Raw genomic sequence first — 24,726 nt, 5'->3', positions numbered from 1 at the left:
CACAGAAAGCACCGGCGCGGTCACAGATTGCTGTTAATTCGTTAGGTGAAGGCGCTTAGGAGAGGGGCCACCAAGCTTCAAGCCAAAGCCGAGATCTCAGGCATCCTAGGCCCGATATACGTGGCATTCTCGCTTAATACCCCAAGGTCGCGATCGCCTTCTTCTTCTGCTCAGGGCTCACCTCCAGATACCGCTGCAAGCTGGCCAGGCTGCGGTGGCCGCTAATCTCTTGAATCACCCGCAGGGGAATACCCGCATTGCTCAAATTGGTTAGCGCCGTGCGCCTGAAGCTGTGAGTGCTGATGCCAATCCCATCCAGCCCGGCATAGGCCAGCGCCTGGTCGAGCAGCCAATCCGCCGACGAGCGGGCCAACCGGCCTCTCCCATGCCGACCGGGGAACAGGTACTCAGCCCCGCCGTTGTCGTAGGTCGCCAGCAGCGCCGCCAGCTTGGGGTGGATATCGATCTGCCGGGTGGCCAGCTTGCCCTTGGTCGCCTTGGCAGGGAGCACCAGCACATCCCCCTTGATGTCGCTAGGCCGCAGTGAGATCGCCTCACTCACCCGCAGCCCGCCGTAGAGCATGATACCGAACAGCGCCCGATCGCGGGGGGAGTCCATCGCCGCAAACAGCCGGGCAATTTCATCATGGGTTAAGACCTTCGCCTGACCGTTCGTGCTCATCGGATCCGTTATGCGCCTCCCCCACTCTACTAGACAAAATTGAGATTCTGTTGAGTAGAAAACAACGGTTTGTAAGGGTTTCCGGGTATTGGGTCGACGGGTGATTCTGCGTCTCAGATGAGACAGCCGAAAACCCTTGGTTTTTCGTTGAAGTGTCTCAGGCCTGGAATGGTGAGACGGAATCTGAGTTATGGTGCTGAGTCACCTTCATCGGTTATTCAATCTACTGTTTGCACAAAAATATACATGTATAAAGAACTCATTACACAATTATCTAATTGTGTAATGAGTTTATCTACCCTTTGAGCTTTTGCATTTGGCTGTAGATCCGGCGTAGCTTGCCTGCTTCTTTGCGTTCAGCTAGCCTTTCTGAAGCCTGGGAGACAACCCGAGCTTGCAGTTCAGCATCCTCTTGCAGGATGAGGTAGCAAGCCTCTAGCAACGTATCTATAGTCAAATCCTGGTCTTGGACAAAGCGCTCAATCTCCTTATCCAGGTTTTCTTCTAAGCGGATGTTGCGCCGAGGTGCGACCTGAATCAACTGTGCTAGCTGGTCTTCCAAGGAAGGTGTTTCAACCCCAGGCTTTTCAGCAGTCACTTTGGGAGGCTCTTGAAGATGCGCTGGTTCATCTGCTGCCGATGGTGAAGGCTCCATCGCCACTGCTTCAAAAGCCTGGGAGTCTTGGGCAGGTGAAATTAGGGATGTGTCTCGCGCTACCTTAGGTCGCTGACTCCGAGACTTAATACGAGCCAACATATCTTGTCCATCGCTCACTTCAGCACCTCCCGAATACGAGCAATCAATGATTCAAAGGGATAGGCCAGGTCTGGATAGCCTAGATCTTCTAGGAGAACGCCTTGGCTGATGGCCTGCTTATATTTTTCTGACTCTCGAATCGAAGGCAGCATCACGTTCTCTCCAACCTCTCCTGCCATTTCGCTAATGACCATGTCACTCTCTTTGGTGCGAGAGCGACCTACCCAGCGATCTCGAAAGGGAATCACACCTAGAACTTTTGCGTCAGAAACACCATCTTCTGTCAGCTCGCGAACAGCCTCCACTGTACGAATGAGCGAACCATATCCCTTGACCGTAGCCTCACAAGGAATCACGATCTGATCCGCAGCCCCAATTATGCTTTTACAAATCTGACTCCGTTGAGGTGGGGAGTCGATCACTACGACATCAAAGGAGCCTTTGGCGGGTTCTAGCCGTTTACCCAAAGCTAAAGCCCCTACCCCAGAGCTGGCCAAATACTCCTGAACTTGATCTAACCCATCGTCGGACGGAATTAAGAAGAGATTTTTAGTCGCTGTCGGGTAGGTTGCATCTTCTAGGCTTACCTGTTTGCGATAAAGCTCTAGCAGGGTTGGCTGATCAACTGCGACCTCATGCTGTAAAAATGTGGTTAGGTTGCTCTGGGGGTCTGCGTCTACCACAAGCACGGTATAACCAGCACGAGCCAGGTACTTGCTTAGCAGGACAGCCACCGTGGTCTTACCCTGCCCCCCGGATAGAGAAAGAGACGCTAGTGTCATCATGAATTAATCACCTAATTATACAATCACACAATTAGCTAAAGACATAGTAAATTGATTAAGCCAGAATATAGCGAGACTTAAATAGGCTCAAGCCCTTATATATTAAAGGTTAGCAGGTGGAGCTTGTTCAGTTCGAAGTTAAAGCAACTGTGAGCTATGTCTTTGCTTAATTGTATAATTACACAATGACTACTTCAAGGGCAGATGGGGTATGGCACTGATACGTGTGAACATGGGCCACATCTCTTGAAGCTCTTGTAAAACAGTGGTTACAAGGTTCAGAATTTCTGCGCTGGTCACGTCTCTTTATGGCCGCTGATCCACCAATGACTATTGCTTTATGCCCCAACCCCCTGCCCTATTTCCCGAAGACGAAAACTACTTTGCCCTGCTTAATGGCCTAAAGCAACGCATCCGTGGAGCGCAACTCAAAGCTGCCCAAGCCGTCAACCAGGAGCTGATCATGCTCTATTGGCATATAGGCCAAGAGATTGTGAATCGCCAGCTAACGCAGGGTTGGGGCAGCAAAGTTATTGAGCGCCTGGCCAAGGATTTGAAAAAAGAATTTCCGGATGTATCGGGATTCTCGACGCGAAACTTGAAATATATGCGGTCATTTGCCGAGGCCTACCCCGATGAAACATTAGTGCAACGCAGCGTTGCACAATTACCCTGGCGACACAACATCGCATTGCTCTCCAAGCTGAATAGCCTGGAAATGCGCATCTGGTATGCACAAAAGGCCATCAATCATGGGTGGAGTCGCGACATTCTAGCCATGCAGATAGACAGCAATCTGTATGGGCGTCAGGGCGGAGCAATAACGAACTTCGAGCGAACATTACCCCCTGAAAATTCTGATTTAAGCCACCAATTGCTGAAAGATCCTTATAACTTCGATTTTTTGACGCTTGGGGAAGATGCACAAGAACGGGATTTGGAACGGGGCCTGTTAGGCCACATCCGGGCATTCCTGATGGAATTAGGCGTCGGATTTGCTTTCCTCGGAAGCCAGTATCCGATTGTCGTGGATGACAAAGAGTATCGGATAGACCTGCTCTTCTACCATGTTCGCCTGCATTGCTATATCGTTATCGACCTTAAGATGCGGGAGTTTGAACCTGCTTTCTCAGGCCAGATGAATTTCTATGTTTCGGCGGTTAACCACACGCTACGCGCCGAGGGAGATAATCCGACCATTGGCATTATTCTCTGTAAATCAAAAAGCAAAACCGTCGTTGAGTACGCCCTTGATGCTGTACAGCACCCGATCGGCGTCTCAACGTACATGGTGCGTGACGAACTCCCGCCAGCTCTGCAAGATAGTCTACCGACTGCTGAGCAGCTGGAAATGGAGTTGGAAGCTGCTGTGAAAGAGCTAGGAGACGATCAGCCGGATGAACCGTGAAATCCTGCGGCTTTACCCATACCATGCTGCTTGAATAAGAACCTATCGGTTAGTGAGTGAGAATGCCTTGGATAGTCACGTCAGCAGGATCTCCAGCATCAAGGGAACCAAGCCCACGCAGATGATAGAGCAGTAGCAACCGCTCCTCGTCCGCCAGCTCAAACCAGCGCTTGCCCTCAAATCGGTCAGCGATGAACTGGCGAATCACCTCCACAGACCACCCCAGGCTCCTAACCTGCTGTTGAATCTGTTCGTGTAGGGCTAAGTCGTAGGCAACAGGCTCTGCTTCCTGTGGAAAAGAGGTCTCATCCCCCCGCACCCCCCTTTCCGGAATAAAAGAGGTTTGATCCGACCCCAAATCACCGGCGCAAAGCGCCTCACCCTTCATATATCTCTCCAAGGGGTGTAATTCCTTGATTTCTAAGGGTTCTAGCGATTCTGGCATCGCTTCAGAATTCACCTCTTCAGGGGCTAGAAGGCTTGCCAGCTGGGCTATTACACCCTCTTGGTGGGCAGGGTGCCAGAGGCTGAGGTGCTTGTATAGGGTCTGCTGGCTAACTTTGGCCAACTGGGCGATCGCCTTGGCTCGGGCTGTAATCTGCTCGGGCAGCTCTCCGGCTTTCTCTAGCTCGGTGTAGGCCGTACAGATGCGGTGCTGGGCGTCTTCGGCCTGCTGCTGGTTGAAGGGCACCAGGTTGTTTTTGGGCTGGCTGGTGTCGCGGCTGGGGGTAGTGCCCAGGGGCCAGTAGTAGCCTTCGACAGCTCTGGCCCAGGCGGTGACTTTGCGCTCGATGTCGTGCTGGTGGCGGCAGTACTGCTCGTAACCGGAGCAGGTGAGGGCGATGCGCAGGGTGTAGTCGATCAGGGCCTGGCCTTGGATGCCCTCGAAGACGTGGCCATAGCAGGCGATGGTTTTCAGCAGGTGGTTGGTCTGGCCGTAATCTGTCCAGCCCTCGGTAATCTCAAGGTCGAGGTCGTGTCGCCAGCTCTCGACGGGGTGGCTGCGGCGCTTGGGTCGCTTGCGGTGGTTGTCGCGACCAATTTTCATCGCATGGCGTAGGGCCTCCATGTCTTGGTGGCTAGCTGCACCATCCCAGAGCCAGAAGAACCGGGCCAGGCTGCTGCCGACAGGGTTGAGGGCATCGTCGAGCAGGCAGGAGCCGCTGCCCGGCTGGAGGGGCAGTCGGTGGCCCATGTATTCGATGAAGGTTTGAACGCCGTAGGCTTTGACGTTGGGGAAGATTTCGAGCTGACCAGCTTGGAGCCGAAACCCCTGGGACTGGAGGCATTCTTTGAGGGTGACAGCCAGGTTAAAGGTGTTGACTAGCTCGGCAAAGGGGAGGTAGAGGTGCAGGCCGCCGCTCCAGCTGGAGCGAATCAGCAGGGTGCGGGTAATGCCGATGGTCTCTAGGGCGGCACGGATCTGGGCGACGCCTTCGGCGGTGCAGTAGTCACCCCCGGCGTCGAGGTCGAGCAGGGCGTAGCGAGTGTCGTGGGTGAAGCGGACGCCGATCAGCTGGTTAGCGTCTTGCCACTGGTTCCAGAGAACGCGGGGCCGCAGGGGGTAGGTGTTAACGGTTGTCCAGGCGGCTTTGGTGGTGGCGTCATCCGGCAGGTCGGCGCGGATGAAGTTCCAGGGGTAGTGGCCAAAAATTTCACACAGCCGCTGGCCGGTGGGGTCAGCGGGGAGGGGTTCGGAACGGGGAATCTTACGCGACTCCTCGCCCCATCCTATAGATGCGGTCATGGGGGCTTCTCTCTCCTAAAAAAGAGCAATGGGTATTGCCCCGAGAGAGAGCCGGTGTTACCATAGCCGCATAAGTAATTGATGCGCGACTCGGGAACTGGTCCTCTCGGGTTTTCGCTTTTTAAAGAGCCGGTGGCATTCGCTGCCGGTTCTTTTTGCGTATTAAGGGTCTGGTCAGGACGCTTAACACTGATTCACGCAATCGCTAAGTGGTCAGCCCAGCGGGGCGTGAATCATTGCCGGATCATAGTACAGGTGTCTACACCGGGCAAGCCGACTCTAGATATTAGATTTCATCAGGGTTTTGGGGTTGGTATCGGCCTCCTAACGTGCAACAAAAGACTGTGTTTACCGCTCGGTTGGCGGTAGTCGCCAGGGCTCTAGACCAGCGTCGCGGAGTTGCTGGATCTGAACGCGCCTTTGTTCGGCGAACCCACTTCAATACTGTCCGGCGTATAAGCCCTACCCCACGAGGCTTTGATACCCATTGAGTCTAAAAACCGTCGGGCGTTAATTTCAAGCTTGCCCACGCTTTCAGCCACCTGGGTTGGGATCATCCGATAGGAGCCATCGGGCATCTGGAAACCATCGACCAACAGCGGGCCAATCGCAACTGTGGCGCGTTTAGCTTTGTCGCCGGTAGTGCTCACTTGCTGCCCTCTCCTGACTGGGCATCGCCATACTCCCTCACAGCTTTTGCCGCTAGATAGACAAGCAAGTTAGGTATGGTGCGCTGCTCTGATGCCGCCAGCGCCTCAACTTGTGCATAAAGCTCATCTTCAAAAGTGACAGTAGTTCGCTTAACCATGTCCTGCGGTGCCGTGGGATCTCCAATGCCCATCATCTTATTCCTACTTAAGGGTTTCAGCTTACAACTATGCAATATTAGCTCAATTGATGCCGATTTATGCCGATTCATGCTAACACTGTAACTATCCGTGGAACGTGACTGGAACGAATCAGTTCCACTGAACCGCCTAAAGCATTGATTTACCGAAGTTTCAAGCTGTAACTAAGAGGTGTAACGACGTGGAACGTCAACCACTATCGATTCGCAAGTTTGCTGAGGTCTGTGGGGTGTCCCACACCGAAATCGGGCGCAAGATGACCGCCCTGGGTATCTCAGGAACGCCTCAGGGCAAGGGTTTACCCACATTGCTGAGCCCGGCTGAACAGGACAGCATCGCTCAAACCCTGTTTATCCCTGATAAACCGCCCGCGCCCCCTGCGCAGCACGTCGAGGTTCTGGGCAGTGGTTTGTCGGTTTACACGCCGCCGCCGCTGGCCACTCGGGGCGTCAACAGCGAGTTAAGTCGCCATCTGCAACAGCAGCAGCTCACCCAGGCACTGGGGGCGTTTAAGGGCAATCAGGCCAGTTTTAGGAACGCTCTGCTAGGCATGGCCGCTGAGTCGGGTCGCCAGTTGGGCCACGAGATGGCCGTTACCGAGATGAACACCGCCCTGGCCACCCACGCGCAGCTGCAACAAACGGTGGGAAAGGAGTTGGGCGTCGTTGCAGATACGCCCGATACCGCTGCTGCTGGTTAGGGGTTTTGGCCCTGATAACCGCCGTTTTCATCCTGTTAACGCCGTAACTCTGGTCATAACGCCATGGAAGCTAAATTCACTCCCCCTGCCGTCCCCCTCGAATACCGTCGCGAGGTCGTTGGCGGTGCATCACCTATCCAAAACATCTACCTGGCCCCGGTTCCCTGGTGGCAAAACCGTCGTTACTGGGCTGCCGGTGGCATCGCGGTGGCCGCCCTCTCCGGCATTGCCTTCGCCTTTGCTCAGTCAGGCCGAACGGGTGACGAGGGCACCTATCAGAGCGAACTACCCGCTCCTGACTACGAGAACGTGCTGGCTGCGGCTCAAGACCGGCTCTCAGGCAACTACGAAGACAGTCGTTTGGTGTTGGCCGATGTCGGTCGGTCGGTGCTCAACAATGAGGCCTACCGTTACCGCCAGCAAGCGGAACAAGACGTTCTAAAGCCCACTGACCCCTGTTACCAACAACAGATCATCTGCCCCCTCAACCGCTACCAGCGCGATGCCCAGGTGATGTTGGATGCCGCCAAGGGCGATCGCGATTGGCGACAGGCGAATGCGGCGCTCTTTCGAGTTGAGGCCGTGGAGGTGGCGCGGTCAATGGCAGCGCTGCCCCAAGATCCGCCGACCAATCTGGCGGTGGTAGCGATTGAGAATCTGGTGCAGTACCACGACCGACAACACTCTTTGTCTGAAGAGGTGCAGGCCCATGAAGTTAGAGACTAACCATCTGCTCTATGGCTCCATGGGGGCCGCTGCCCTGGGGTTGTTCTGCGGGCTGCAACGGCCTGCCAGCAACCTTACCCCTGCCGATCTAGAAGCCTTCGCCAATGGGGCTCAGATTCGCTACGAGAAAACCTATCCCTATCTGCCTGCGGCGATTGCCTTTGGAGCTGTGGCCGTCGGCTGTGGAGTGGCCTGGGCCTTGGGTGGGGAGCAGCCTAAGGTGGCGATGGCCCTTGAGGGCCGGTCTTCGACCAACGCAGGCCCCCAGATTCAACCAGAACCGCAAAGCTGGAATGGGCAGGTGCCTTTCGCTGGAGCGACTGAGTCTTTCCGGGTGGGCAACCCTGCCGCTATTCTCGCTGCTCGTATGCGACCCACGCTGATTTCAGCCAATCCTCGGGTCGGCAAGGGGCTCACGGTGGCCCATGCCTACCGCCAGGCCCAGGTGAAACAGGGCGCGGTGGTGTGGGTGATTCAGCCCAAGTACCACCCCAAAGAGCACGGTTACTGGAAGCAGGCCGACAACGTGCTCGGGTTCATGGCTGACTCGTTGGAGAGTAAGGAAGACATTGACGACATCTGCGAGCAGATGCAGAAATTCATCTTTGCCTGGCGGCAACTGCCCCAGCGGCCCAAGGTGCTAATCATCGACGAACTGGCGATGATGAAGACGGCTTTCAAGACCTGGTACGACGGGTTCCTCAAGTCGCAGCTCACCATGGAGTTGTCGTCGGGGGAGACGGATGATCGGGCGCTGTGGGCCATTACTCAGTCGTCGCTGGTGGGTGATATCGGGGTCAGCGGTGGCATGAGAGCCACGTTTGATCTGCTCACCATTCAGACCCCCAGCAGCCAGAGCCATCTGGAGAGCTTGCGGAAGTCTGACACCAGCATTCCACCGATTGAAGATGAGGTGATTTTTGAGCGATCGTTCTCGCCGAAGCAGGCGGTCTTTTACCACTCAGAAATCAAGGAATGGCTGCCGATGGTGGCCTATGAAGTGCCGAAACCGAGTTACGCCCCTGCAACGGCAGGTGCAACGGACGGAAACGAAGACGGGGTAAGGCTTTCACCTCTGGGTGAAACGAAAGTTTCCAAGTTTCCAGACCCCACTTTAGCCCCGGATCTGCCCCTGATCATCGCGGTAACCAACGCTTTGACCCAGGGGATGCCCCGCTCCCAAGTCATCAAAGAGGTCTTGGGTTGCACCGGCAAGAAGTACCAGGAGGGCTGTGATTTATTTGACCGCATCAAATCCATCATTGAGGAAAATTCCTAATGGCTAGCTCCAAGAACAATCAACTCGCTAACAGCAACAACGGCCCCGAGATCATCGACGGGCAAATCATCGACATCACGCCTCAGCTCAGCTCACCGGGGCGGGGCAGCGGTGTCCAACTCGCGCCACGCAATGCCATGCGCTCTAATGTGCAGGATGGCGGCTGGTTTGATGCCACCAGCGGCAAGCGTAAGCCCATCTTTGTCATCACGCCCACTACCGATCCCTGGAGCATTTTCCCGGTGATTCGCAGCGGCCTCAGCTGCTTGCGGAACCACCCGTTACAGACGATGGGTGGAGCCTTTATCTCGGTGTGGGGCGGGTTGTTTGTGCTCTCAGCGGGGCTGAATGTCCTTCAAGGTTCGGCGGTTAAGGCCGGGGGCGACATTTGGAATCCGGTGGTGGCGGGGACTAACTTCGGGGCGATGTTGGTGGTGCCGACGCAGAGCATCGCGGGCAGCGCTCACAAGGTCTTGACCGGGGAAGAGCGGGTCGGTCAACCGATTGAAACCCGTCCCTACACTCGCGCTGTGAAGGTTGGGGAGTAGGGATGCTGTTCTGGCGAATCAGAACCCGGTACCTGCTGGCCCTGGCGGCGTTGTTCGTCGGGGCCGCGTTTTTAGACCTGAAGCAGCCAGGCCGGGGGCAGTTCTACAACCCAATTTATGGGGTGAGGTCGTGGGTCAACACTCATCAACCTGCGGCGTGGCAGCTGGTGAATCGTTTGTCTGGCGAGGATGCTCGTCTGCAAACCTGCGTGGCGGTGGCCCCTGACCCCGTTGCCCTCGATGCCACCAAGGCGGAGCTGCGCAGAGCGCTGGTGGGGGAGTCGGAGGCGATCGCTCTGGAGTGGTTGGGTCAGCCTGCTTGTGCCTTGGGTAACGGGGTCTATCGCTGGGCTTTGGACAATGGCTTGGCCCTCGATGTGACTGTGACGGAAGGGGAGGTGACCCACAGTGAACTCAACCGTTAGAAACTACAAACCCCACTGGTCGGAGCTGCCGCCGACCTGGCGCTATGTGATTGGCACGGCAATGCAGGCGGGCGAGCTGGTGCTCAAGCTGGGCTGCGTCGGGGCGATCGCCATCTCGACCTGGGTGATGGTCGATCAGGAGACGAATGAATCCTGGGGGGCACGGTTCAGGAAAGTCAGCGCGGTCGCAGAGTCCGTGGCTGGGTTCTATGACGATGACTTCAAGGCCCTGATCAGCCAGGGCGATGTGATTGCGGGCTACACCGTCAACTCGGGCTTTGGCTTGCGGATGCACCCCATCCATAACGAGATGCGGATGCACTCGGGCATTGACCTGCCGACGCCGGAGGGGGTGCAGGTTCATGCCATTGGCTACGCGGGGGATCGGGTGTCGGTGCGCTGCTGGAGTGACCCCAAGGGCTATGGCACGGTGGCGGATATGACCAGTTCGGCATTCCCTGAGATCACCTTCAGGGCGGCTCACTTGTCCCACTGCAAGGGGGGTGAGCATCGGGCCGGGGCGGTGGTGGCCAAGACCGGCAACACGGGGGGCAGCACGGGCGCTCACCTGCATTGGGAGCAGCTACAAGGCGGCGTGGCCCAGGCTCCGCAGAAGGGTTACTTGGTCTGGGCATTGAATGGTCGCAAGCCCCATGAGCGGTTGGGGGATACGATTGCCCTCTACCAGGCGATTGTCATTAAGGAATCGGGCGGTGACCACACCGCCGTCAACCCTGACACGGGGGCGCTGGGCCTGGGGCAGGTGATGCCGCAGAATCTCAATTGCTCCTGGGACGGTAAGCCGAAGAGCAACTGCGGGTGGGATTATGACGTGCTGGGCCGCGATGTGTCGCCCCAGGAGTTTTTGCAGAATCCCGAGATTCAGCAGCAAATCGTGGGGGTCAAGCTGGAGAGTGCGCTACAGCGGCAGATTCAGGCGGGCCACGATATGAACACGGCGGTGAAGCGGGTGGCGGCGGAGTGGTATTCGGGCAACCCTGAGCTGGCCCACGATACTCGACCCCAGGCAGGCTATGAGTCCATTAAGAGCTATGCCGACAGTGCGGCGGAGAAGTTTCATCGGCTAAGGCAGGAGAACCTGGAGAAGTAGGCTCACACCGAGGGATAGTTTTGGATAGGCCATCGTTGCTACGCCCCTATTCGGGGTCTTCGCGGAGAGTCCACACAGTACGCCAAAGTTAGGGTAAAAAATCCGCTGACCAGCAGCAGCGCCGAGGCCAGGGCAATGGGATAAATCAGGTTAGACCACACCAGCGAGGTATCAAATGGACGCCGACATTCAGACCCTAGAGCAGATCCTCAACCGCATCCTACATACTGAACCCGCCGACAAAGCCCAGGCCGCATTGCTAGATAAAGCCTACGCGGGCATCCAAAGCGCGATCGCTGCCCTGGAGCAGCTTGAGGCGCAAGAGCCCCAATAGAATTTCACCCCAGCCCTTGGCTGTAGTCGTTTTTTTGCGGGGTGGAAAGGTCTGCCCTCTACTCCGTACCCAGCCTCCAAAATTATCCGCAGGTGGGATCAAATTTAATAACCCCCCAATGCACGGGGCACCAGGGGGCAGGTTTTTTATAAGAGTTCGGGTTTATGGGGGGGGGCGAGAGACAGTATGTCTGCTCTCGACTCTAGAGTGCCCTGAACCGGCTGGTTCAGGGCACTCAAAGCTGGCATGTTTACAGGATGCTGGTCGAGCGCGTCAAACCCGTTAACGTTCGTCGAAATGTAGCCAAGTTTCTTTACTTTCTTCCCCGAGTCGTGTTGTTTGCCGGGGAGCAGCCCACGCCCGCTGCCTCAAGTTCACCACCATCGATATCGCGCCTAGACAGAGCACATCAGCAGGCTATTCCCCAGAGTTCATAGCACCACCCACGCGACCAGGCGATAGTGCCCAAACAAAACCCCCACGGCCAACGGTACCGGTGGGGGTTTTGTTCTCAGACTGCATCTACGTTTCAGGACTCCTGCCCGCTGTCTACCCAGGGTGCCCTTGTCGGTTGGGGCGGTAGCAGGGGTAAGCTGTTTGGCGTAAATGGAATTTCACATTTGCCCCCGGCGTTCACACCGTGTCCCCGAAGGGAATCGCTGGGGGCGTTGCACCGCAATTGTTAGGCCTTATCAGGCAAAGAAATTTTCCGGCCAATATGGCTGAGGCAGATAACCGCGAATTAGATTTGCCTCTGCCTGATAGCCTCTTTTATCAAGTTCTCGCAGAAAGTGCGGCCACGGTGGAATGTTGCTCATGTACGGCTCGGAATCAGCGCCAGCATACATGCCACCGCCAACACCAGCGTAGAGACCACCGCCAACACCGGTGTACATACCGCCACCCACGCCAGCGTAGAGACCACCGCCAACACCGGTGTACATACCGCCACCCACGCCAGTATAGAGACCACCGCCAACACCGGTGTACATGCCGCCACCCACGCCAGTATAGAGGCCACCACCTACGCCGGTATACGCGCCGCCATTCACGCCAGCATAAAGGCCACCACCTACGCCGGTGTACATACCGCCACCAACACCGGTGTACAGATTGCGAGGCCACTTGTTTACTATCATGTGTTCACCTCCTTATAAGAACCGCTGTATATCCCTACCAAAAATTCTCAACCGTCCGCTGCAGGTTGTTGGGCTGTATCTACTCCACTTAGGACTCCCTATCTTTTTCTCCCATCGAACAGCTATCTATCTTGGTAAATAATGCAATTAAGCGGTCTCTACGATTTTCAAACCAACCATCTACTCCTGACCACAGGCTACTGGGCAAATGTCCATCAGGAATTTTTTCAGAATCATAAGAAAAGTCTGAATTGCAACGCCAAGTCCAATTCCCATTAGCATCTTTTATCCGCCAGCCATTTTTGATCCCAAAGAGGCATTTGTCCTTAAATGACTCCTGGAAAATTCTCTTTTGCACGCTGAAACCAAATCTCCCTTCACTATACTCTAGCCAAAACGAATCTATTGTCTCTAAGTCGGTGCAAGGAAACACTTTCAAGGCTTCTTGATTAACTTCTGTAGAGTTAGCGACTTTTTGAATCACTTCTTTTATGACGAGGGCTGTTTCTCGATCCGCTTCACGCCATTGCTTCTGCTTCAAATACTCTTTTAAGGACGTATAACTTACACCAACAGAAGATTCCATCAGTTCCTTAAATTGCTCATCCTCCCACAAATGATTGAAATCAGGATCAGATTTAGCAAGCCGCTGAGAAGAATCTGAATCAATTCTAACAGCTTCTCTCAAGCTTTCTAATGCCAACTCTTTATTACCTACCAAGGCGTTAAAACTGGATTTAGCATACCAACCCAAAAAGTTTTCTGGATCTAGTTCAGTAAGTTTCTGAGCAACTGTTGTTGCTTCCTGATATTTACTAAGGTTATACAAACAGGTTCCTTTACCCCACCAAGCCTGATAATTATCAGGCTCTAGTTTTATGCTTTCCTCATAGGTTGAAATTGCCTCTTGATTCCTGCCTAAACCTTGTAGACAATCTCCAAAGTTATTCAGTGAAATAGCAAGTGTTCGATCTAGTTGAACTGCTTGAGCTAAGACTGGCAATGCTTCCTCAAATTTTTTCAACTGGTTTAAACTATAGCCTTTATTATTCCAGGCAAGCGTCAAGCCGGGGTTAACCCGAATTGCTTTATCATAAAACTCAATCGCTTTCTCTAGATCTTCCTCTAAATGCTCATTTCCTTGGTGATAAAATTCAATCGATTGATCCATTACCTGATAGTCAAGCAATCTAACCGAGGCCGTTTCTGATAAGGAATCAATTAGTTTTGCATAAATTAATTGCAAGAGAATTTCCCATTCCTGGAATAGATTAAATCTTGCCTTCTGATATTTTCCTATTAGAGCTTCAAGTGATTTTTGCTGTTTATTTCCTGCAAGCCATCCGCCGATAGCTCCACCAACTACAGAGCCTAAAGGTCCTGCAACCATACCAATCGTTGCTCCTATGACTGCCTCTTTGCCCATCGCAGTCATGCCAAAAAATTGGGCAGTAAACTCTTGCGCAGCTCCTGCGAAAAAGGATTTCAGTGCATCAGTCTCCTGAGGAAAGTCAGTTTGCAGAACTTCTCGTGTCACGCGCTCTAAATCTCGAATTGCCAATCTTACTCCAGCAAAATCAGCATCTATTGCATTAGAAACAATTGCCTTTATTGCTGTGCTGTCTAGTTGAAGTCCAAAGGGTTTAGAAATATTAATAGACTGTTTTGCAAATTGATCAAGATCTCGCTTCAGATCTGTCTCCAGCCCATCCACAAAATCTTCCACAATCTCATGGATTGTTTTGTCATCCTCTGCCCCAACTTTATAAGCAAGGTGTTGGTAGCAAGTTGTTTGAATTGTAATGTAAAGCTGATTTGATAACCTAATGCCATCAACTTCCTGTATTACTGACACGGTTTGGACATGCTTTATTTCCTCGGAATAGAAGGAGGATTTCAGGCTAATAGGCTGAACTTCCTGAGATTTCATTTTGCCTGTAAGCAGTTTGATTTCTTCCTGCCAGTCAGGAAAATCTTCTCCAGATTGTTTGCCATATAGTCGCAGAGTGCTGATACCTGGAACTCCCAGCTTCTGGAACTCAGATTGCAGGAGCAAAACCATTTGTTCTTGATTGGGAACTTCTGTCGCTTCCAGCATTACTTGAAAACAATCATTTTTTGCGCTAACCTTCGCTATAACTCTATTCGCCTGTAGTTTTTGATTAATTAGTGTTGAAATAGCTTTGACGTCTCCTTGTTTCGCAAGAATTGCAGAATCTTGATTGGTCTCTCGCCTAATTTTGAACTCTTCTACCCAATCTGGAATTTCTTCATCTGCCTGTCGCCCGTAAACCTTCACAGCACACCAATCGTCAACAGCCAAACCTGCCAATCCTTTACTGATAAAGTCAACTAACGGTTGCTGCTGGGGTGTTTTAGCCGCTTCCAGCATTATATGCAAGCAGCTATTTTTTATAGAAGCCTTTGCTGTAATGCCTTTGGGCTGAAGTTTTTGGTTAAGTAAGGTTGCGATTGCTTTCGCGTCTCCCTGTCTTGCCTGAGCCAAAAGGGACGGCTGAGAACTTTCCATAGGTACTCCAGCGGGGCAGAAATATGAAGATCTTTTAATTGCTAGGATGCCCTGATTTACTCCCAAGCTAACCGATTTGCAGTCTACTTTGCTCTATGGTTTCCACAATTTAAACTCATCAATGCCATTCTCCACACAGATAACGCTACACCCATACCAGAAACTAAGCAGCCCAAAGTTGCCCATCACCCGTCGCAGACAGCCTGGAACGCTCAACAGATAAGCTTTCGGCGTCGGGGCAGTGGTCTTCTAAAAGGAGATGAATCTTTATAGCTCTTGCCGTACAAGAGCTCAAAGTAGCGAAGCTGCTATTTGGGGAAATTTAGTTTCTTTGTATTGCTGGATAGCTGCGCGCGCAGGCAACTATTCAACCCACAAGCCTTCAGCAGGTCAAGGCCATTGAGCACTCAGTTTGATCGATAGGCACTTCAGCTACCTCTTAGCAGTGCCACTTATCCCACGCAAAGTCGATATTTCAGGAAACAGGTTGATTGCAGGCGGTCTAACGGCTCAAATCAGCGGCGGCAGATAGCCTTAACTTAGCACCAGCACCTTTCAACTGTCCGCTGCATTTGAATTGTGTACGCCCAGCATGGGCGTGAACTAATGGGGTGAAAGTCCTCTGTGGGAGAACCAGCCATCCAAATGCTCGTAAGTCATAGGAGCCGAGAGATGGACAACCACTAGCTTAAGGCAAGGGCGTTTCCGCGAGGAAGGGTCTGAAGGAAGCCAGCGGCAAAGATGCGAGCCGACGAACAGAAACGTCATAGAAGGCCGAGTTCCTAGGGCGAGTTGGCACAACACAACGAAGCCTTTTGGTTCAGGGGATACGGTAAATGACGCGGTTGCGCATTGACAGTTCACGGTCTTATCTGGGGAGGTCTGCCTTCAAGGCAGCTTTGGAGGCTAAGGGAGCCTGATTGAGGTCTGGCCGGAAACGGCCAGGTAGCCTGGTGTGGGAGGGGGGATTCGTGAGGATTCTCCCTATCCCGATTTAGGCACCCTATTAGTCAATGTAAATTTTTTTAATCTCGTAAACAAACTCTGGCTTGTTAGCATATTGCAAGGCCCTATCCCATAGTGGGCTTGTGCGATTGTTGAGATTATTTGCAAGAGCCTTTATTGCCGGTGGTGCATCCTCTCGGAAAAAGTCTTTGTTGCTTCGATTTTTATCGTAGCTTATACCTGTTATCTTGAATTTCCGTGATGCTATGTTCTTTGATTTTTGCTGTTCTATGTCCTTATGTGCGGCTTCCCACGTTATAGCTCGTACCATTAAGGAATATCTGCGTTCATCAAATTTGCCACCAATGGTGTATACAGATTTTGATGGATACTGAGGTTTTATTTTTCTCTTATACAGGCCACCTAAGACAAATCTGAAATGCAAATTATCCGAGGACATCTCATAACGTCGATAATCGACAATATCTACCCAATGCCCTTTTGCTTGAGCGAGATGCTTTTTGACAAAGAGAACTGCAAAGGACTCTTCGGTCTTAGCATATTCAAGGTATTTTTTAAGTAATTTGTCGTCCATAAGGCAAGATGTTCTGGAACCCGTACTTGGCGCCTAACTTGTTATTAGAGAGAAAATCTCCGTCTAATATCCCTATAGGGGTAATTAGGTAGAAATTTGTCAGCCTAATCCACTTTCAAGAGGAATTAGATGGAAAATCGTCAGCCTAATTGTCTTATAGGGGCAATTAGGTAGAAAAAGTCAGCATAATTAACCCTTCAACTCTAGCCGCGATCACACTAATTATCTTTCCCCCTCCCATCCCCCTTGGGAACATTTCGGTTCAATGAAAGGAAAGCTAAGGCCTCGGCACCTGGGAGGAGCCCCGATCAGGCCATACAGTGGCCTAGGTTAGTTGCCCGCGCCGCAGAGCAGTATCACAGCTTCTCTTGGCAGCTCTTTCGTGAAACGTTCCGAAATTTGTCCAGCACTGCTCTGAACAATTACCTTCAGCTACCCAGGGCTTCCTCTAGGTATAAGGGCCTGGTAAGCCATATCGGCTAGTTGCGCGCGCAGGCAACTATGCGGATTCTGGCCAGTTTTAGGTGAAGTTATGGCTAGTTGTGAGGATAGCTAGCAGTGGTCCAGAAAAACAAAGTCGTGTGAGCAACTCTATCGGCTGAAATAGCTAGTCTTAGGGTATCTCATAGGCCGATGTCCTCTCCTGTCTCTGGGTCTATGCCCAGTGCTTCACAGTCACGGTTGGGGTCGAAGGTGATGTTGTCGGGGAGGGTCGTGCGACAGAGCTTGGCTTGAGTGAGCTGGGATTCAGTTAAGTTTTGAGCGTCGCTGAGGTTGGCATTGCTAAGGTTAGCATTGCTAAGGTTGGCATTGTTAAGGTCGGTGTTGCGGAGTTCTGCGTTGTTGAGGTCGGCGTTGTGGAGGTTGGCGCTGAGTTCTGCGTTGTTGAGGAAGGTTCTGCTGAGGTTAGCGTTGCTGAGGTTGGCGTTGTAGAAAGCAGAGGCGAAGATGTAGGCGTTGCTGAGGTTGGCGTTGCTGAGGTTGACGTTGCGGAGGTCGGCGTTGCTGAGGGTAGCGTTGCTGAGGTTGGCGTTGCTGAGGTTGGTGCTGTTCAAATCAGAATCAGACAAGCTTGCTCCTATAAGTGAACGACAATGGCCAAAAATGCGTTCACTGAAATAGTGGGGAATCCACTTCATTTGTTGCTGTCGAGAGCAACCTGCAACTAAATCTTGAACAGCTTGTTTTTCCTCAGACATGCTTTCGCTGTCCAAACGAGCATAGTCTGCCTTGATGCCGCTTTCCCGAATACTATATTCCACCAAACCAACAACCAAAGCCGCTGGAATAAGGAGCCAACTGGCTGTTTTGAGTCGATTGATTTGCTGTTGCCGAATACTGGTCTGAATAAAGGTGTTCGCTAGACCTGATAAGGGTAGCTCAGCAGGATTTTTAGTAGGAAACTGCTTGGCTTCAATGAGTGGGAGTCCTTGCAGTAAGTACCCTGATTTATACCCTTGTGCCTTCCACTCTTCAGCCGCCAACTCGACTTTGCGTTGCTGTCTTAGTAGATCGCGATTCTCATCTAACCACTGTCGTAATTTTGGCCAGATACGGATCAAAGCTTCATGGGCCACATCCACTGTCGCTGTGCGCTGCTCTCCCTGGTCATCGGTCACCACCAGGTTGGCGTCTGCAAGCTGTTTAACAACCTCAGTAACTCGATTCTCAGGATACCGAGAAGACACTAGACTATCTTGAGTCACCCGACGGCGCGTATCTTCGGCTCCTTCTCCCAGTTGAGTCAGGCTCAAGAAGATATGCTTAGCGGTCTGGCGCTGTTCTGGAGTAAGCGACTCGTAGACCTGGTCAGCTCGCTGTTTGAGCGTGCCCGTCACTCCACCCAGTTGGTGATACACCGATAGCTTCAGCTGATAGCCTTGCTGCCGCTGCCAGAGCTCGGTCAGGGTGTATTGGAGTAATGGCAGACCACCTGGAGATTGCTCTAAGTCTTTCAGCAGGGCTTGGGTCAGTCCAGGTTCTAGGGAGACACCCGTTTGTCGTGCGGGTTCTTCGATCGCCTGGGTAAGCTCCTCAGTGGTCATGGGAAGAACTAGTTTTAAATGGTCATTAACCGCTTCCGCTAAGCCACCATAATCTTGCTCAAAGCACTTCCCCACAAAGTCTGATCGCATGGCTAGAATCAGGCAGAGCTGAGACGAAGTAGCTTCTAAGCCACCTAGCAGGGTTTCAAAAAAAGCCTGTCGCTCAGTCTTGTCCTGGCACAGCGTAAAAGCTTCCTCAAACTGGTCAACCACTAACACCACCCGTTGGGCCTCAGAGTTCTGTACCAAGCGGCGCAATCCATCCGCGCCACCAGCGATTAAGGCTTCGGCTTTTGCTTGTTGGGCGGCTCGGTCTAGACGATCTGAGTCTTCATCAATAAAGGCCCGAGCCAAACTCTGTAGCGGATGCTCACCCGGCACCAGAATACAAATTTCGCTGTCCCCTTTATCTTTGAGGTGTTGCAGCAATCCGGCTTGCAGAACAGAAGACTTTCCACTCCCAGAGGCTCCCACGATCGCCAGGAAGTTGTCTTGGTTAACCCTGTCGAGCAGTACCTGGGTCAGGGCTTCACGGCCATAGAAGTATTTGTAGTCTTTATCATTGCAATCAAAGTAGGACAGACCTTTGTAGGGGCAAATTCCCGATGGTGCAGGAGGAGTAATGCCGAGGTCTTCCAGAATTCCTCTCAGGGCATTCATCCCTCGACCTGTCGGAGATTCAACCCAGTCCAGTAAGGCTGCTGCAGTTTTCCCCTGGCTAGTTTCTGTTGGCAAGCTCCCCTTGGGTGGGTTTAAGGCAAACGCCACCTGCTTAAACTGAGCTTCCGGTAAGCTGCTCAGGGTTTTGATCAGTTCCAGGCGTTCAGATGATGAGATCATCGGAGCAGAGGGCTAGCTGGAAATAGTTTCAAGTAAGGTGCTGGCGATTCCGCGTAGAATCACCGCTATCTTATGCCCATTCTTATCTCCTGTGGCTGCGACTCAACTGTAGTCACCTGATGATTTGCCCGCGCCGCAACTCCTCCATTATTGGAACTAAGCCTCAAACTCTTGCCTGGTCTTGATTTCAGCCCCTTAGCTAGGGCTCAAGGTAGAGAGAATACTGAACGAAGCCATCAGGCGTTGGGGGAACTGGCACAAGCCAACATAGTCCTCATTTAGGCCACTCAAGCTGGCTACTGTCACAAAGCATATTTGCTTAAGGTGCATAAGCTCCGATTTCAGCCTGGCCTTTGACCGTGAATTCATTTGAGCCACTAATCCCGCCTGATTTGGATCGCCCGATTGGAACCACATTTTAGGGAAAGAGGAGACAGACAGACAGGCAGAAATCGGTAACGCCGTTTCCGTTTTGAACCCTGGCGGGGACAAGCTTCGCCTTAGCGTTCTATCTCGACCTGACGAGAACGCTGGGGAGCCTGCATCTCCTGGTTCAACAGCCGATGGGCTTTTTGGATCTGGCCAACGTCCTCTACCGTGATGCCCTGGGCCAGCTGAGTCCGCCAGGTTCCCTGGTGCCCCTGAAGTCGGAGCAGCTCGCCGCGACCATCCTGAGCCACCAGGGAGAGCGTGTCGGTCGCTTGGCAAAACGACAGCAAGTGGTGTCGTCCCTCTAGCACCCAGGTTTCAGAACCAGTTTGCTTGAACAGGTCAGCCTGCTCGGCTAGCGTCAGAATACCGCTCACCTCCTGCACCAGGCGTTCAGCCCACATCATCTGCTCGGCGTCGGCCAGCGCCCGTTGCTCCCGCTGCTGGCGTCGTCGTTCAAGGCTGCAAGCGAGGTCATGAGCAAGGCGAGAGATCGCTCCTGCCCATCGAGATTGCTGCTCACCCGCTGATTTAACGCGTTCAGCTGTGTCACTAAGGCCGATAAGAGTGCCTGCAATTGCCTGGAGCTGTCGCTGCTGCTGCCAGTCTCTAGCCCCTTCAGCAATGCGTTCAAGCTCTGCTGGAGTTGGCTGTGTTCGGTGGTCATCTGCCTCAGCGCCTGCTCCGATTGGGCCTGGTGGCGCACCAAGGTCTCGATCTGAGAGCGCAGCTGGGCGTTGTCCTGCTGGAGTCCCGCAATCTGCTGCTGGAGCGGTAGCAAGGCCTGCTGCAACGCGCTCACCAGCGCGTCGGCCAAGATCCCTGGCGGCATCTCGACTGCCCACTGCTGAGGGGGCGACGGCGGGGGTACTTTCCTGGGTCTGGGCATGGCTATTCACCAAATTAAAGAGCGGGACATAGTCGCTGACGTTTTCCTTGGCTGAGGATCGCTGCGCCTGGCGCAGCAGCTCATCTGAGTCAGCGGTGTAAAGCGAGAGCTGGTATTTGGCCCGCGAGACAGCCACATAGAATGACTCCTGGCTGGTGGTGGCATCCATCAGCGCCATCACCCGGTCGGCGGTTTTACCCTGGGCGCTGTAGGTGGTACTCACCAGGCCGTAATCGACATACTGCAAGCCGGTTAAATCGACGCTGTCACAGCGGCCATCGGGGTAGCGGATCTCGGCCTGGCCCTGGGCATCGATGGCGGACAGGGTAAAGGCCTGCCCATTGCGGAGGTTTTGCGACCGGTCGTTGCGCGTCCAGCGCAGGCGATCGCCCACGGCAACAGGGATCGCCTGGCGGGTGTAGACCGTCTTGTTGGGGCAGGCTGTTGGGTCAATTTCAACGGTTTGACCGGCTTCATTGGCCAGGGTCAGTCGGTTGCGGCGAGCATCGACTTGGACAACCTGGTAGGGCTGCTGCTTCACCAGGCCCTGGCGTTTGTAGGGCTGGTTCACAATGACGATGTCGCCGCTGGCGTAGTGGTCGGCATAGCCTGCCTGGGCCTGGGTCATGTCTTTTCGCCGCAGCGAGGTCAGGGTAAAGCCGTCGGTGCTTAGCTGGCCCTGGGTCTGAAGCCCTGTGCGAATTAAGGCGGTGAGGGCCAGGCGCTCTTGGTTGGTTCCGGCGAGCAGCAGGGTTTTGTCGCGCTCTGCCTCGCCCTGGGCCAGGTAGTCGGTGGCCACCTGCTGGAGGCGTGCCTCCGGCGATTTGATCGTCTGAATCGAGCCCGCGCCCACCAGGGTTTGAAAGGCGGATTCTGTCTGGTCGGTGGCCAGCAGGTTAACGGCCTGTTTCAGGGCCGCTGTCTTCTGTCGTCGGGACTCATCGAGGAAGGCGGTTTGAATGCCTCCGGCCTGCAAGCTCTTAAACGGGTTGCCTGCCTCCACTGCCGAGAGTTGGCGGGTGTCGCCCACCAAAATGACGCGAGCCTGTCGCTCCACGGCCAGACTCAGGAGCCCATGGGCATCTTTGGCGGAGAGTAGCCCGGCCTCGTCAATCACCCAGATTTCTCGTTGACCAGGTGCTGAGGTTTTATCAAACGGTGGGGCGTGCAACAGGCTGGCCACGGTGTCGGTCGGCAGTCCGGCTTCTTTGCCCAGCACGTTGGCTGCTTCAGCACTGGGGGCAAACCCTCGCACTGAAAAACCCTGGGCTTCAGCTGATTGTTTGAAGGCCTGCAACACAAAGGTCTTACCGCTGCCCGGCAGGCCCTGCCAGGCCAACATCTGATCGCTACTGGTCAGAGCCAGGGTGAGCGCTCGCTGCTGACCAGCTGTCAGAGTCGGCCACTGATGCAGCTGATCCTGGAGTTCGGCCTCATCTAGAATCGGTGCCCACTGGTGCTGGCCCTGGTGCATGAGCTGAATGGTGTCTCGCTCCCGGTGGAGCGCTGCGGTGGTCGTGCATTTGTCTTTGACCACGTCCACTGGCAGCAGCTCGCCTTGGGCTGAGATCGCCTCAGATAGAGTCGAGAACGGCATTTCACCGAGGGCATGTTCTAGGGCAAAGCGCTCTACCTTTCCCCGGCGAAAGACCGACTCTCGCTCTGAGGCATGGGCGGTGCCCACACGGGCCATCTGGTTGGCCTGGTGGTGGGCGGCAGTGGAAAGATCGCGCTCCTGGTGCGGCACCTCGGGCAGGGTGAGGTTCTGGTCGCTCACCTGCTGCTGCCATGCCGCTAGCAGCACTTCGCGGGGCACGGCCTGTTTGCGTTTTCGGGTGCGCAGAGTGGCCTGCTTTTTCTGGCTGGCATGGAGCGGACTGCCCTTCGTTTCGTCCAGGTTTTGTTGCCACTGCTGGAGATACTTTTCAATTTGGCGGGTGCGAGTTGAGAAGGTGCCGAGCAACGTTTGGCTGTAGTGGCTTAGTTCAAATTGTCCTTTGCCCTGGGGGTCAATGTCGTAGCCGCACTGCCGCAGCTGGTAGGCTAACTCGTTCTGATAAATCTCTCCTAGCAGGATCTGATTGGCCACAATTTCTTCGTTACTGAGGCTCCGCCAGCCTCCGCCGTCTGGCAGCTGGGTGGTGTTCATGACCACGCAATGACTGTGCAGTTGCGGGTCAAGTTCACGGCTACTGTCGTGTTGAAAAACCGCCGCGACGATGTTGCCGGTCACCACTCGCTGCCGTCCTTCGGGGGTGCTAATTCGGGCTTGGGCAAAGCGCTTTTGTAAAACCTCTAGGGCCACATCAACGGCCTGATTATGGGCTGCAATCACTCGCTCGTCGCCTTGCACCAGCCCGGCAATGGAGATGCTTTTAGGAGCCGAAAAGGTGTAGTCGGTGGCCGCCCGATGACGGGTAGGATCGATGGCACGAGCGTGAAGACATTCGCCATTGGGGGCGGTGCCATGGAGCAGGGCTTTGAAGTCCTCGGGCTTGACTTCGCCCTGAAGTCCGAGGGTGCTCGCACCCTGGCCATACCACCGAGCAGTTGAGCGGGCCGCGTCGGTGCCTTCGGTGTAGTAGTCGTCTTTTTCGTAGTAGGTTTCCGCCTGGGCAGCGGAGACCGAGCACATCGATAGCATGGAGCGTCTAATCGCTAAACCAATGGGTTGGATAGTAGCCTTCGAATATCTCCCCCATATTGCAAATCAATTGTCTGGGGTAAAGAATTGTTAGGCAGTCCCTGATCCAGGGCATGGGGGCTGCAATCGCTAAACTGATTGCCATGTGGGGTTTAGGAGGGTTTTGCCCCGCCAGGGATGGCGTAATGTCTGTACGGTTCGGATGCGTAGCCCTCCCAGGGCGTAGCCACCCTCGCAGCTGGGGCTACTGCGCCATCTAACGCTCGGTGTCGCCCCATAACGCCCAGGGAGGCAGAGGCAGGGAGTCCTGGCGGGGAAAAGTGGTCAATGGCGGTAAGTGGCGGTAAGTGGCGTCACAGAGCTAGTTACAACCCCCAATTTAACGTACCAATTCACTGTCGATTCACCCGTCTAGTTCACTGTCGATCAACTCTCAGTAAACCTTCCCGAGCAACTCTCAGTAGACTTTCCCGATTAACTCCCAGTAGACTTTCCCGATTAACTCCCAGTAGACTTTCCCGATTAACTCCCAGTAGACTTTCCCGATTAACTCCCAGTAGACTTTCTCGATTAACTCTCAGTAGACTTTCCCGATTAACTCCCAGTAGACTTTCCCGATTAACTCCCAGTAGACTTTCCCGATTAACTCCCAGTAGACTTTCTCGATTAACTCTCAGTAGACTTTCCCGATTAACTCCCAGTAAACCTTCCTGATCAACTCCCAGTAGACTTTCCCGATCAACTCCCAGTAGACTTTCTCGATTAACTCTCAGTAGACTTTCCCGATTAACTCCCAGTAAACCTTCCTAATCAACTCCCAGTAAACCTTCCTAATCAACTCCCAGTAAACCTTCCTAATCAACTCCCAGTAAACCTTCCTGATCAACTCCCAGTAAACCTTCCTGATCAACTCCCAGTAAACCTTCCTGATCAACTCCCAGTAGACTTTCCCGATCAACTCCCAGTAGACTTTCCCGATCAACTCTCAGTAGACTTTCCCGATCAACTCTCAGTAGACTTTCCCGATCAACTCTCAGTAGACTTTCCTAATTAACTCCCAGTAGACTTTCTCGATCAACTCTCAGTAGACTTTCCCGATCAACTCTCAGTAGACTTTCCTAATTAACTCCCAGTAGACTTTCTCGATCAACTCCCAGTAAACCTTCCTAATCAACTCCCAGTAGACTTTCTCGATCAACTCCCAGTAAACCTTCCTAATCAACTCCCAGTAAACCTTCCTAATCAACTCCCAGTAAACCTTCCTAATCAACTCCCAGTAAACCTTCCTAATCAACTCCCAGTAAACCTTCCTAATCAACT

General features: G+C 53.5%; 20 protein-coding genes. 8 read left to right on the top strand and 12 right to left on the bottom strand.

What is annotated here, in order from left to right; translation table 11 throughout:
• Positions 1-133 precede the first annotated feature (133 nt).
• From ACQ4N7_RS25325 to ACQ4N7_RS25315, 3 genes are all read right to left on the bottom strand, one after another.
• Positions 134-682, bottom strand: coding sequence for a tyrosine-type recombinase/integrase (locus ACQ4N7_RS25325; RefSeq protein WP_430714223.1), 549 nt, complete (start codon positions 680-682; stop codon positions 134-136).
• Between the two features lie 295 nt (positions 683-977).
• The gene (locus tag ACQ4N7_RS25320) at positions 978-1,457 is read right to left on the bottom strand and encodes a hypothetical protein (RefSeq protein WP_430714222.1); all 480 of its coding nucleotides are present in this window, start codon (positions 1,455-1,457) and stop codon (positions 978-980) included.
• Positions 1,454-2,221, bottom strand: coding sequence for a ParA family protein (locus tag ACQ4N7_RS25315; RefSeq protein WP_430714235.1), 768 nt, complete (start codon positions 2,219-2,221; stop codon positions 1,454-1,456). Before ACQ4N7_RS25315 ends, ACQ4N7_RS25320 begins: the two co-directional genes overlap by 4 nt.
• Before the next feature lie 343 nt (positions 2,222-2,564).
• On the opposite strand from ACQ4N7_RS25315, the gene ACQ4N7_RS25310 reads away from it, so the two are divergent.
• Positions 2,565-3,632 carry a PDDEXK nuclease domain-containing protein gene (locus tag ACQ4N7_RS25310; RefSeq protein WP_430714221.1) on the top strand — a complete coding sequence of 356 codons (1,068 nt, stop codon included), beginning with the start codon at positions 2,565-2,567 and terminating at the stop codon, positions 3,630-3,632.
• 49 nt (positions 3,633-3,681) lie between these two features.
• Here ACQ4N7_RS25310 and ACQ4N7_RS25305 read toward each other — a convergent pair whose 3' ends face one another.
• From ACQ4N7_RS25305 to ACQ4N7_RS25295, 3 genes are all read right to left on the bottom strand, one after another.
• The gene (locus ACQ4N7_RS25305) at positions 3,682-5,379 is read right to left on the bottom strand and encodes a hypothetical protein (protein WP_430714220.1); all 1,698 of its coding nucleotides are present in this window, start codon (positions 5,377-5,379) and stop codon (positions 3,682-3,684) included.
• A gap of 380 nt (positions 5,380-5,759) precedes the next feature.
• Entirely contained in the window at positions 5,760-6,029 is a 270-nt protein-coding gene (locus tag ACQ4N7_RS25300; protein WP_430714219.1) for a hypothetical protein, read from the bottom strand.
• Positions 6,026-6,220 (bottom strand): ribbon-helix-helix domain-containing protein, encoded by a 195-nt coding sequence (locus ACQ4N7_RS25295; protein ID WP_430714218.1) that lies wholly within the window; start codon positions 6,218-6,220, stop codon positions 6,026-6,028. The genes ACQ4N7_RS25300 and ACQ4N7_RS25295 overlap by 4 nt, the downstream gene beginning before the upstream one ends.
• Before the next feature lie 188 nt (positions 6,221-6,408).
• On the opposite strand from ACQ4N7_RS25295, the gene ACQ4N7_RS25290 reads away from it, so the two are divergent.
• The 7 genes from ACQ4N7_RS25290 (at position 6,409) to ACQ4N7_RS25260 (ending at position 11,350) form a co-directional block, all read left to right on the top strand.
• Positions 6,409-6,927 (top strand): hypothetical protein, encoded by a 519-nt coding sequence (locus tag ACQ4N7_RS25290; RefSeq protein WP_430714217.1) that lies wholly within the window; start codon positions 6,409-6,411, stop codon positions 6,925-6,927.
• A gap of 63 nt (positions 6,928-6,990) precedes the next feature.
• Complete coding sequence (locus ACQ4N7_RS25285) at positions 6,991-7,653, top strand: hypothetical protein (RefSeq protein ID WP_430714216.1); 663 nt, start codon at positions 6,991-6,993, stop codon at positions 7,651-7,653.
• Positions 7,637-8,932: a hypothetical protein gene (locus tag ACQ4N7_RS25280; protein WP_430714215.1), complete on the top strand. Its 1,296-nt coding sequence runs from the start codon at positions 7,637-7,639 to the stop codon at positions 8,930-8,932. Before ACQ4N7_RS25285 ends, ACQ4N7_RS25280 begins: the two co-directional genes overlap by 17 nt.
• Positions 8,932-9,480 carry a hypothetical protein gene (locus ACQ4N7_RS25275; RefSeq protein WP_430714214.1) on the top strand — a complete coding sequence of 183 codons (549 nt, stop codon included), beginning with the start codon at positions 8,932-8,934 and terminating at the stop codon, positions 9,478-9,480. Before ACQ4N7_RS25280 ends, ACQ4N7_RS25275 begins: the two co-directional genes overlap by 1 nt.
• A 2-nt stretch (positions 9,481-9,482) precedes the next feature.
• On the top strand, positions 9,483-9,905 hold the full coding sequence (locus ACQ4N7_RS25270) for a hypothetical protein (protein WP_430714213.1): 423 nt from the start codon (positions 9,483-9,485) through the stop codon (positions 9,903-9,905).
• Entirely contained in the window at positions 9,889-11,016 is a 1,128-nt protein-coding gene (locus ACQ4N7_RS25265; protein ID WP_430714212.1) for a peptidoglycan DD-metalloendopeptidase family protein, read from the top strand. The genes ACQ4N7_RS25270 and ACQ4N7_RS25265 overlap by 17 nt, the downstream gene beginning before the upstream one ends.
• A gap of 175 nt (positions 11,017-11,191) precedes the next feature.
• Positions 11,192-11,350, top strand: a complete 159-nt coding sequence (locus ACQ4N7_RS25260) for a hypothetical protein (protein WP_430714211.1) — start codon at positions 11,192-11,194, stop codon at positions 11,348-11,350.
• 692 nt (positions 11,351-12,042) lie between these two features.
• On the opposite strand, the gene ACQ4N7_RS25255 is transcribed toward ACQ4N7_RS25260, so the two are convergent.
• The 6 genes from ACQ4N7_RS25255 to ACQ4N7_RS25230 form a co-directional block, all read right to left on the bottom strand.
• Positions 12,043-12,489 carry a hypothetical protein gene (locus tag ACQ4N7_RS25255; protein WP_430714210.1) on the bottom strand — a complete coding sequence of 149 codons (447 nt, stop codon included), beginning with the start codon at positions 12,487-12,489 and terminating at the stop codon, positions 12,043-12,045.
• Positions 12,490-12,577: 88 nt separating this feature from the next.
• Positions 12,578-15,019, bottom strand: a complete 2,442-nt coding sequence (locus tag ACQ4N7_RS25250) for a GUN4 domain-containing protein (RefSeq protein WP_430714209.1) — start codon at positions 15,017-15,019, stop codon at positions 12,578-12,580.
• A 1,006-nt stretch (positions 15,020-16,025) separates the two neighbouring features.
• Positions 16,026-16,559 carry a hypothetical protein gene (locus tag ACQ4N7_RS25245; RefSeq protein ID WP_430714208.1) on the bottom strand — a complete coding sequence of 178 codons (534 nt, stop codon included), beginning with the start codon at positions 16,557-16,559 and terminating at the stop codon, positions 16,026-16,028.
• Positions 16,560-17,182: 623 nt separating this feature from the next.
• Complete coding sequence (locus ACQ4N7_RS25240; protein WP_430714207.1) at positions 17,183-19,444, bottom strand: pentapeptide repeat-containing protein; 2,262 nt, start codon at positions 19,442-19,444, stop codon at positions 17,183-17,185.
• Positions 19,445-19,944: 500 nt separating this feature from the next.
• A complete protein-coding gene (gene mobF, locus ACQ4N7_RS25235) occupies positions 19,945-23,406 on the bottom strand; it encodes a MobF family relaxase (protein WP_430714206.1) in 3,462 nt (1,153 codons plus the stop codon).
• A gap of 1,105 nt (positions 23,407-24,511) precedes the next feature.
• The coding region (locus ACQ4N7_RS25230; RefSeq protein ID WP_430714205.1) for a hypothetical protein at positions 24,512-24,726 on the bottom strand (215 nt) is incomplete at its 5' end.

Origin of the sequence: Nodosilinea sp. AN01ver1 (genome assembly GCF_050565655.1) — a bacterium.
Classification (GTDB): domain Bacteria; phylum Cyanobacteriota; class Cyanobacteriia; order Phormidesmidales; family Phormidesmidaceae; genus Nodosilinea.
This window is presented reverse-complemented; position numbering and strand designations above follow the sequence as displayed.

Bases quoted from the DNA above. Each gene is read 5' to 3' on its own strand.
- ACQ4N7_RS25325 (WP_430714223.1), bottom strand. From the start codon at position 682: ATGAGCACGAACGGTCAGGCGAAGGTCTTAACCCATGATGAAATTGCC.
- ACQ4N7_RS25315 (WP_430714235.1), bottom strand. From the start codon at position 2,221: ATGACACTAGCGTCTCTTTCTCTATCCGGGGGGCAGGGTAAGACCACG.
- ACQ4N7_RS25310 (WP_430714221.1), top strand. From the start codon at position 2,565: ATGCCCCAACCCCCTGCCCTATTTCCCGAAGACGAAAACTACTTTGCC.
- ACQ4N7_RS25305 (WP_430714220.1), bottom strand. From the start codon at position 5,379: ATGACCGCATCTATAGGATGGGGCGAGGAGTCGCGTAAGATTCCCCGT.
- ACQ4N7_RS25295 (WP_430714218.1), bottom strand. From the start codon at position 6,220: ATGGGCATTGGAGATCCCACGGCACCGCAGGACATGGTTAAGCGAACT.
- ACQ4N7_RS25285 (WP_430714216.1), top strand. From the start codon at position 6,991: ATGGAAGCTAAATTCACTCCCCCTGCCGTCCCCCTCGAATACCGTCGC.
- ACQ4N7_RS25280 (WP_430714215.1), top strand. From the start codon at position 7,637: ATGAAGTTAGAGACTAACCATCTGCTCTATGGCTCCATGGGGGCCGCT.
- ACQ4N7_RS25275 (WP_430714214.1), top strand. From the start codon at position 8,932: ATGGCTAGCTCCAAGAACAATCAACTCGCTAACAGCAACAACGGCCCC.
- ACQ4N7_RS25270 (WP_430714213.1), top strand. From the start codon at position 9,483: ATGCTGTTCTGGCGAATCAGAACCCGGTACCTGCTGGCCCTGGCGGCG.
- ACQ4N7_RS25260 (WP_430714211.1), top strand. From the start codon at position 11,192: ATGGACGCCGACATTCAGACCCTAGAGCAGATCCTCAACCGCATCCTA.
- ACQ4N7_RS25255 (WP_430714210.1), bottom strand. From the start codon at position 12,489: ATGATAGTAAACAAGTGGCCTCGCAATCTGTACACCGGTGTTGGTGGC.
- ACQ4N7_RS25250 (WP_430714209.1), bottom strand. From the start codon at position 15,019: ATGGAAAGTTCTCAGCCGTCCCTTTTGGCTCAGGCAAGACAGGGAGAC.
- ACQ4N7_RS25245 (WP_430714208.1), bottom strand. From the start codon at position 16,559: ATGGACGACAAATTACTTAAAAAATACCTTGAATATGCTAAGACCGAA.
- ACQ4N7_RS25240 (WP_430714207.1), bottom strand. From the start codon at position 19,444: ATGATCTCATCATCTGAACGCCTGGAACTGATCAAAACCCTGAGCAGC.
- mobF (WP_430714206.1), bottom strand. From the start codon at position 23,406: ATGCTATCGATGTGCTCGGTCTCCGCTGCCCAGGCGGAAACCTACTAC.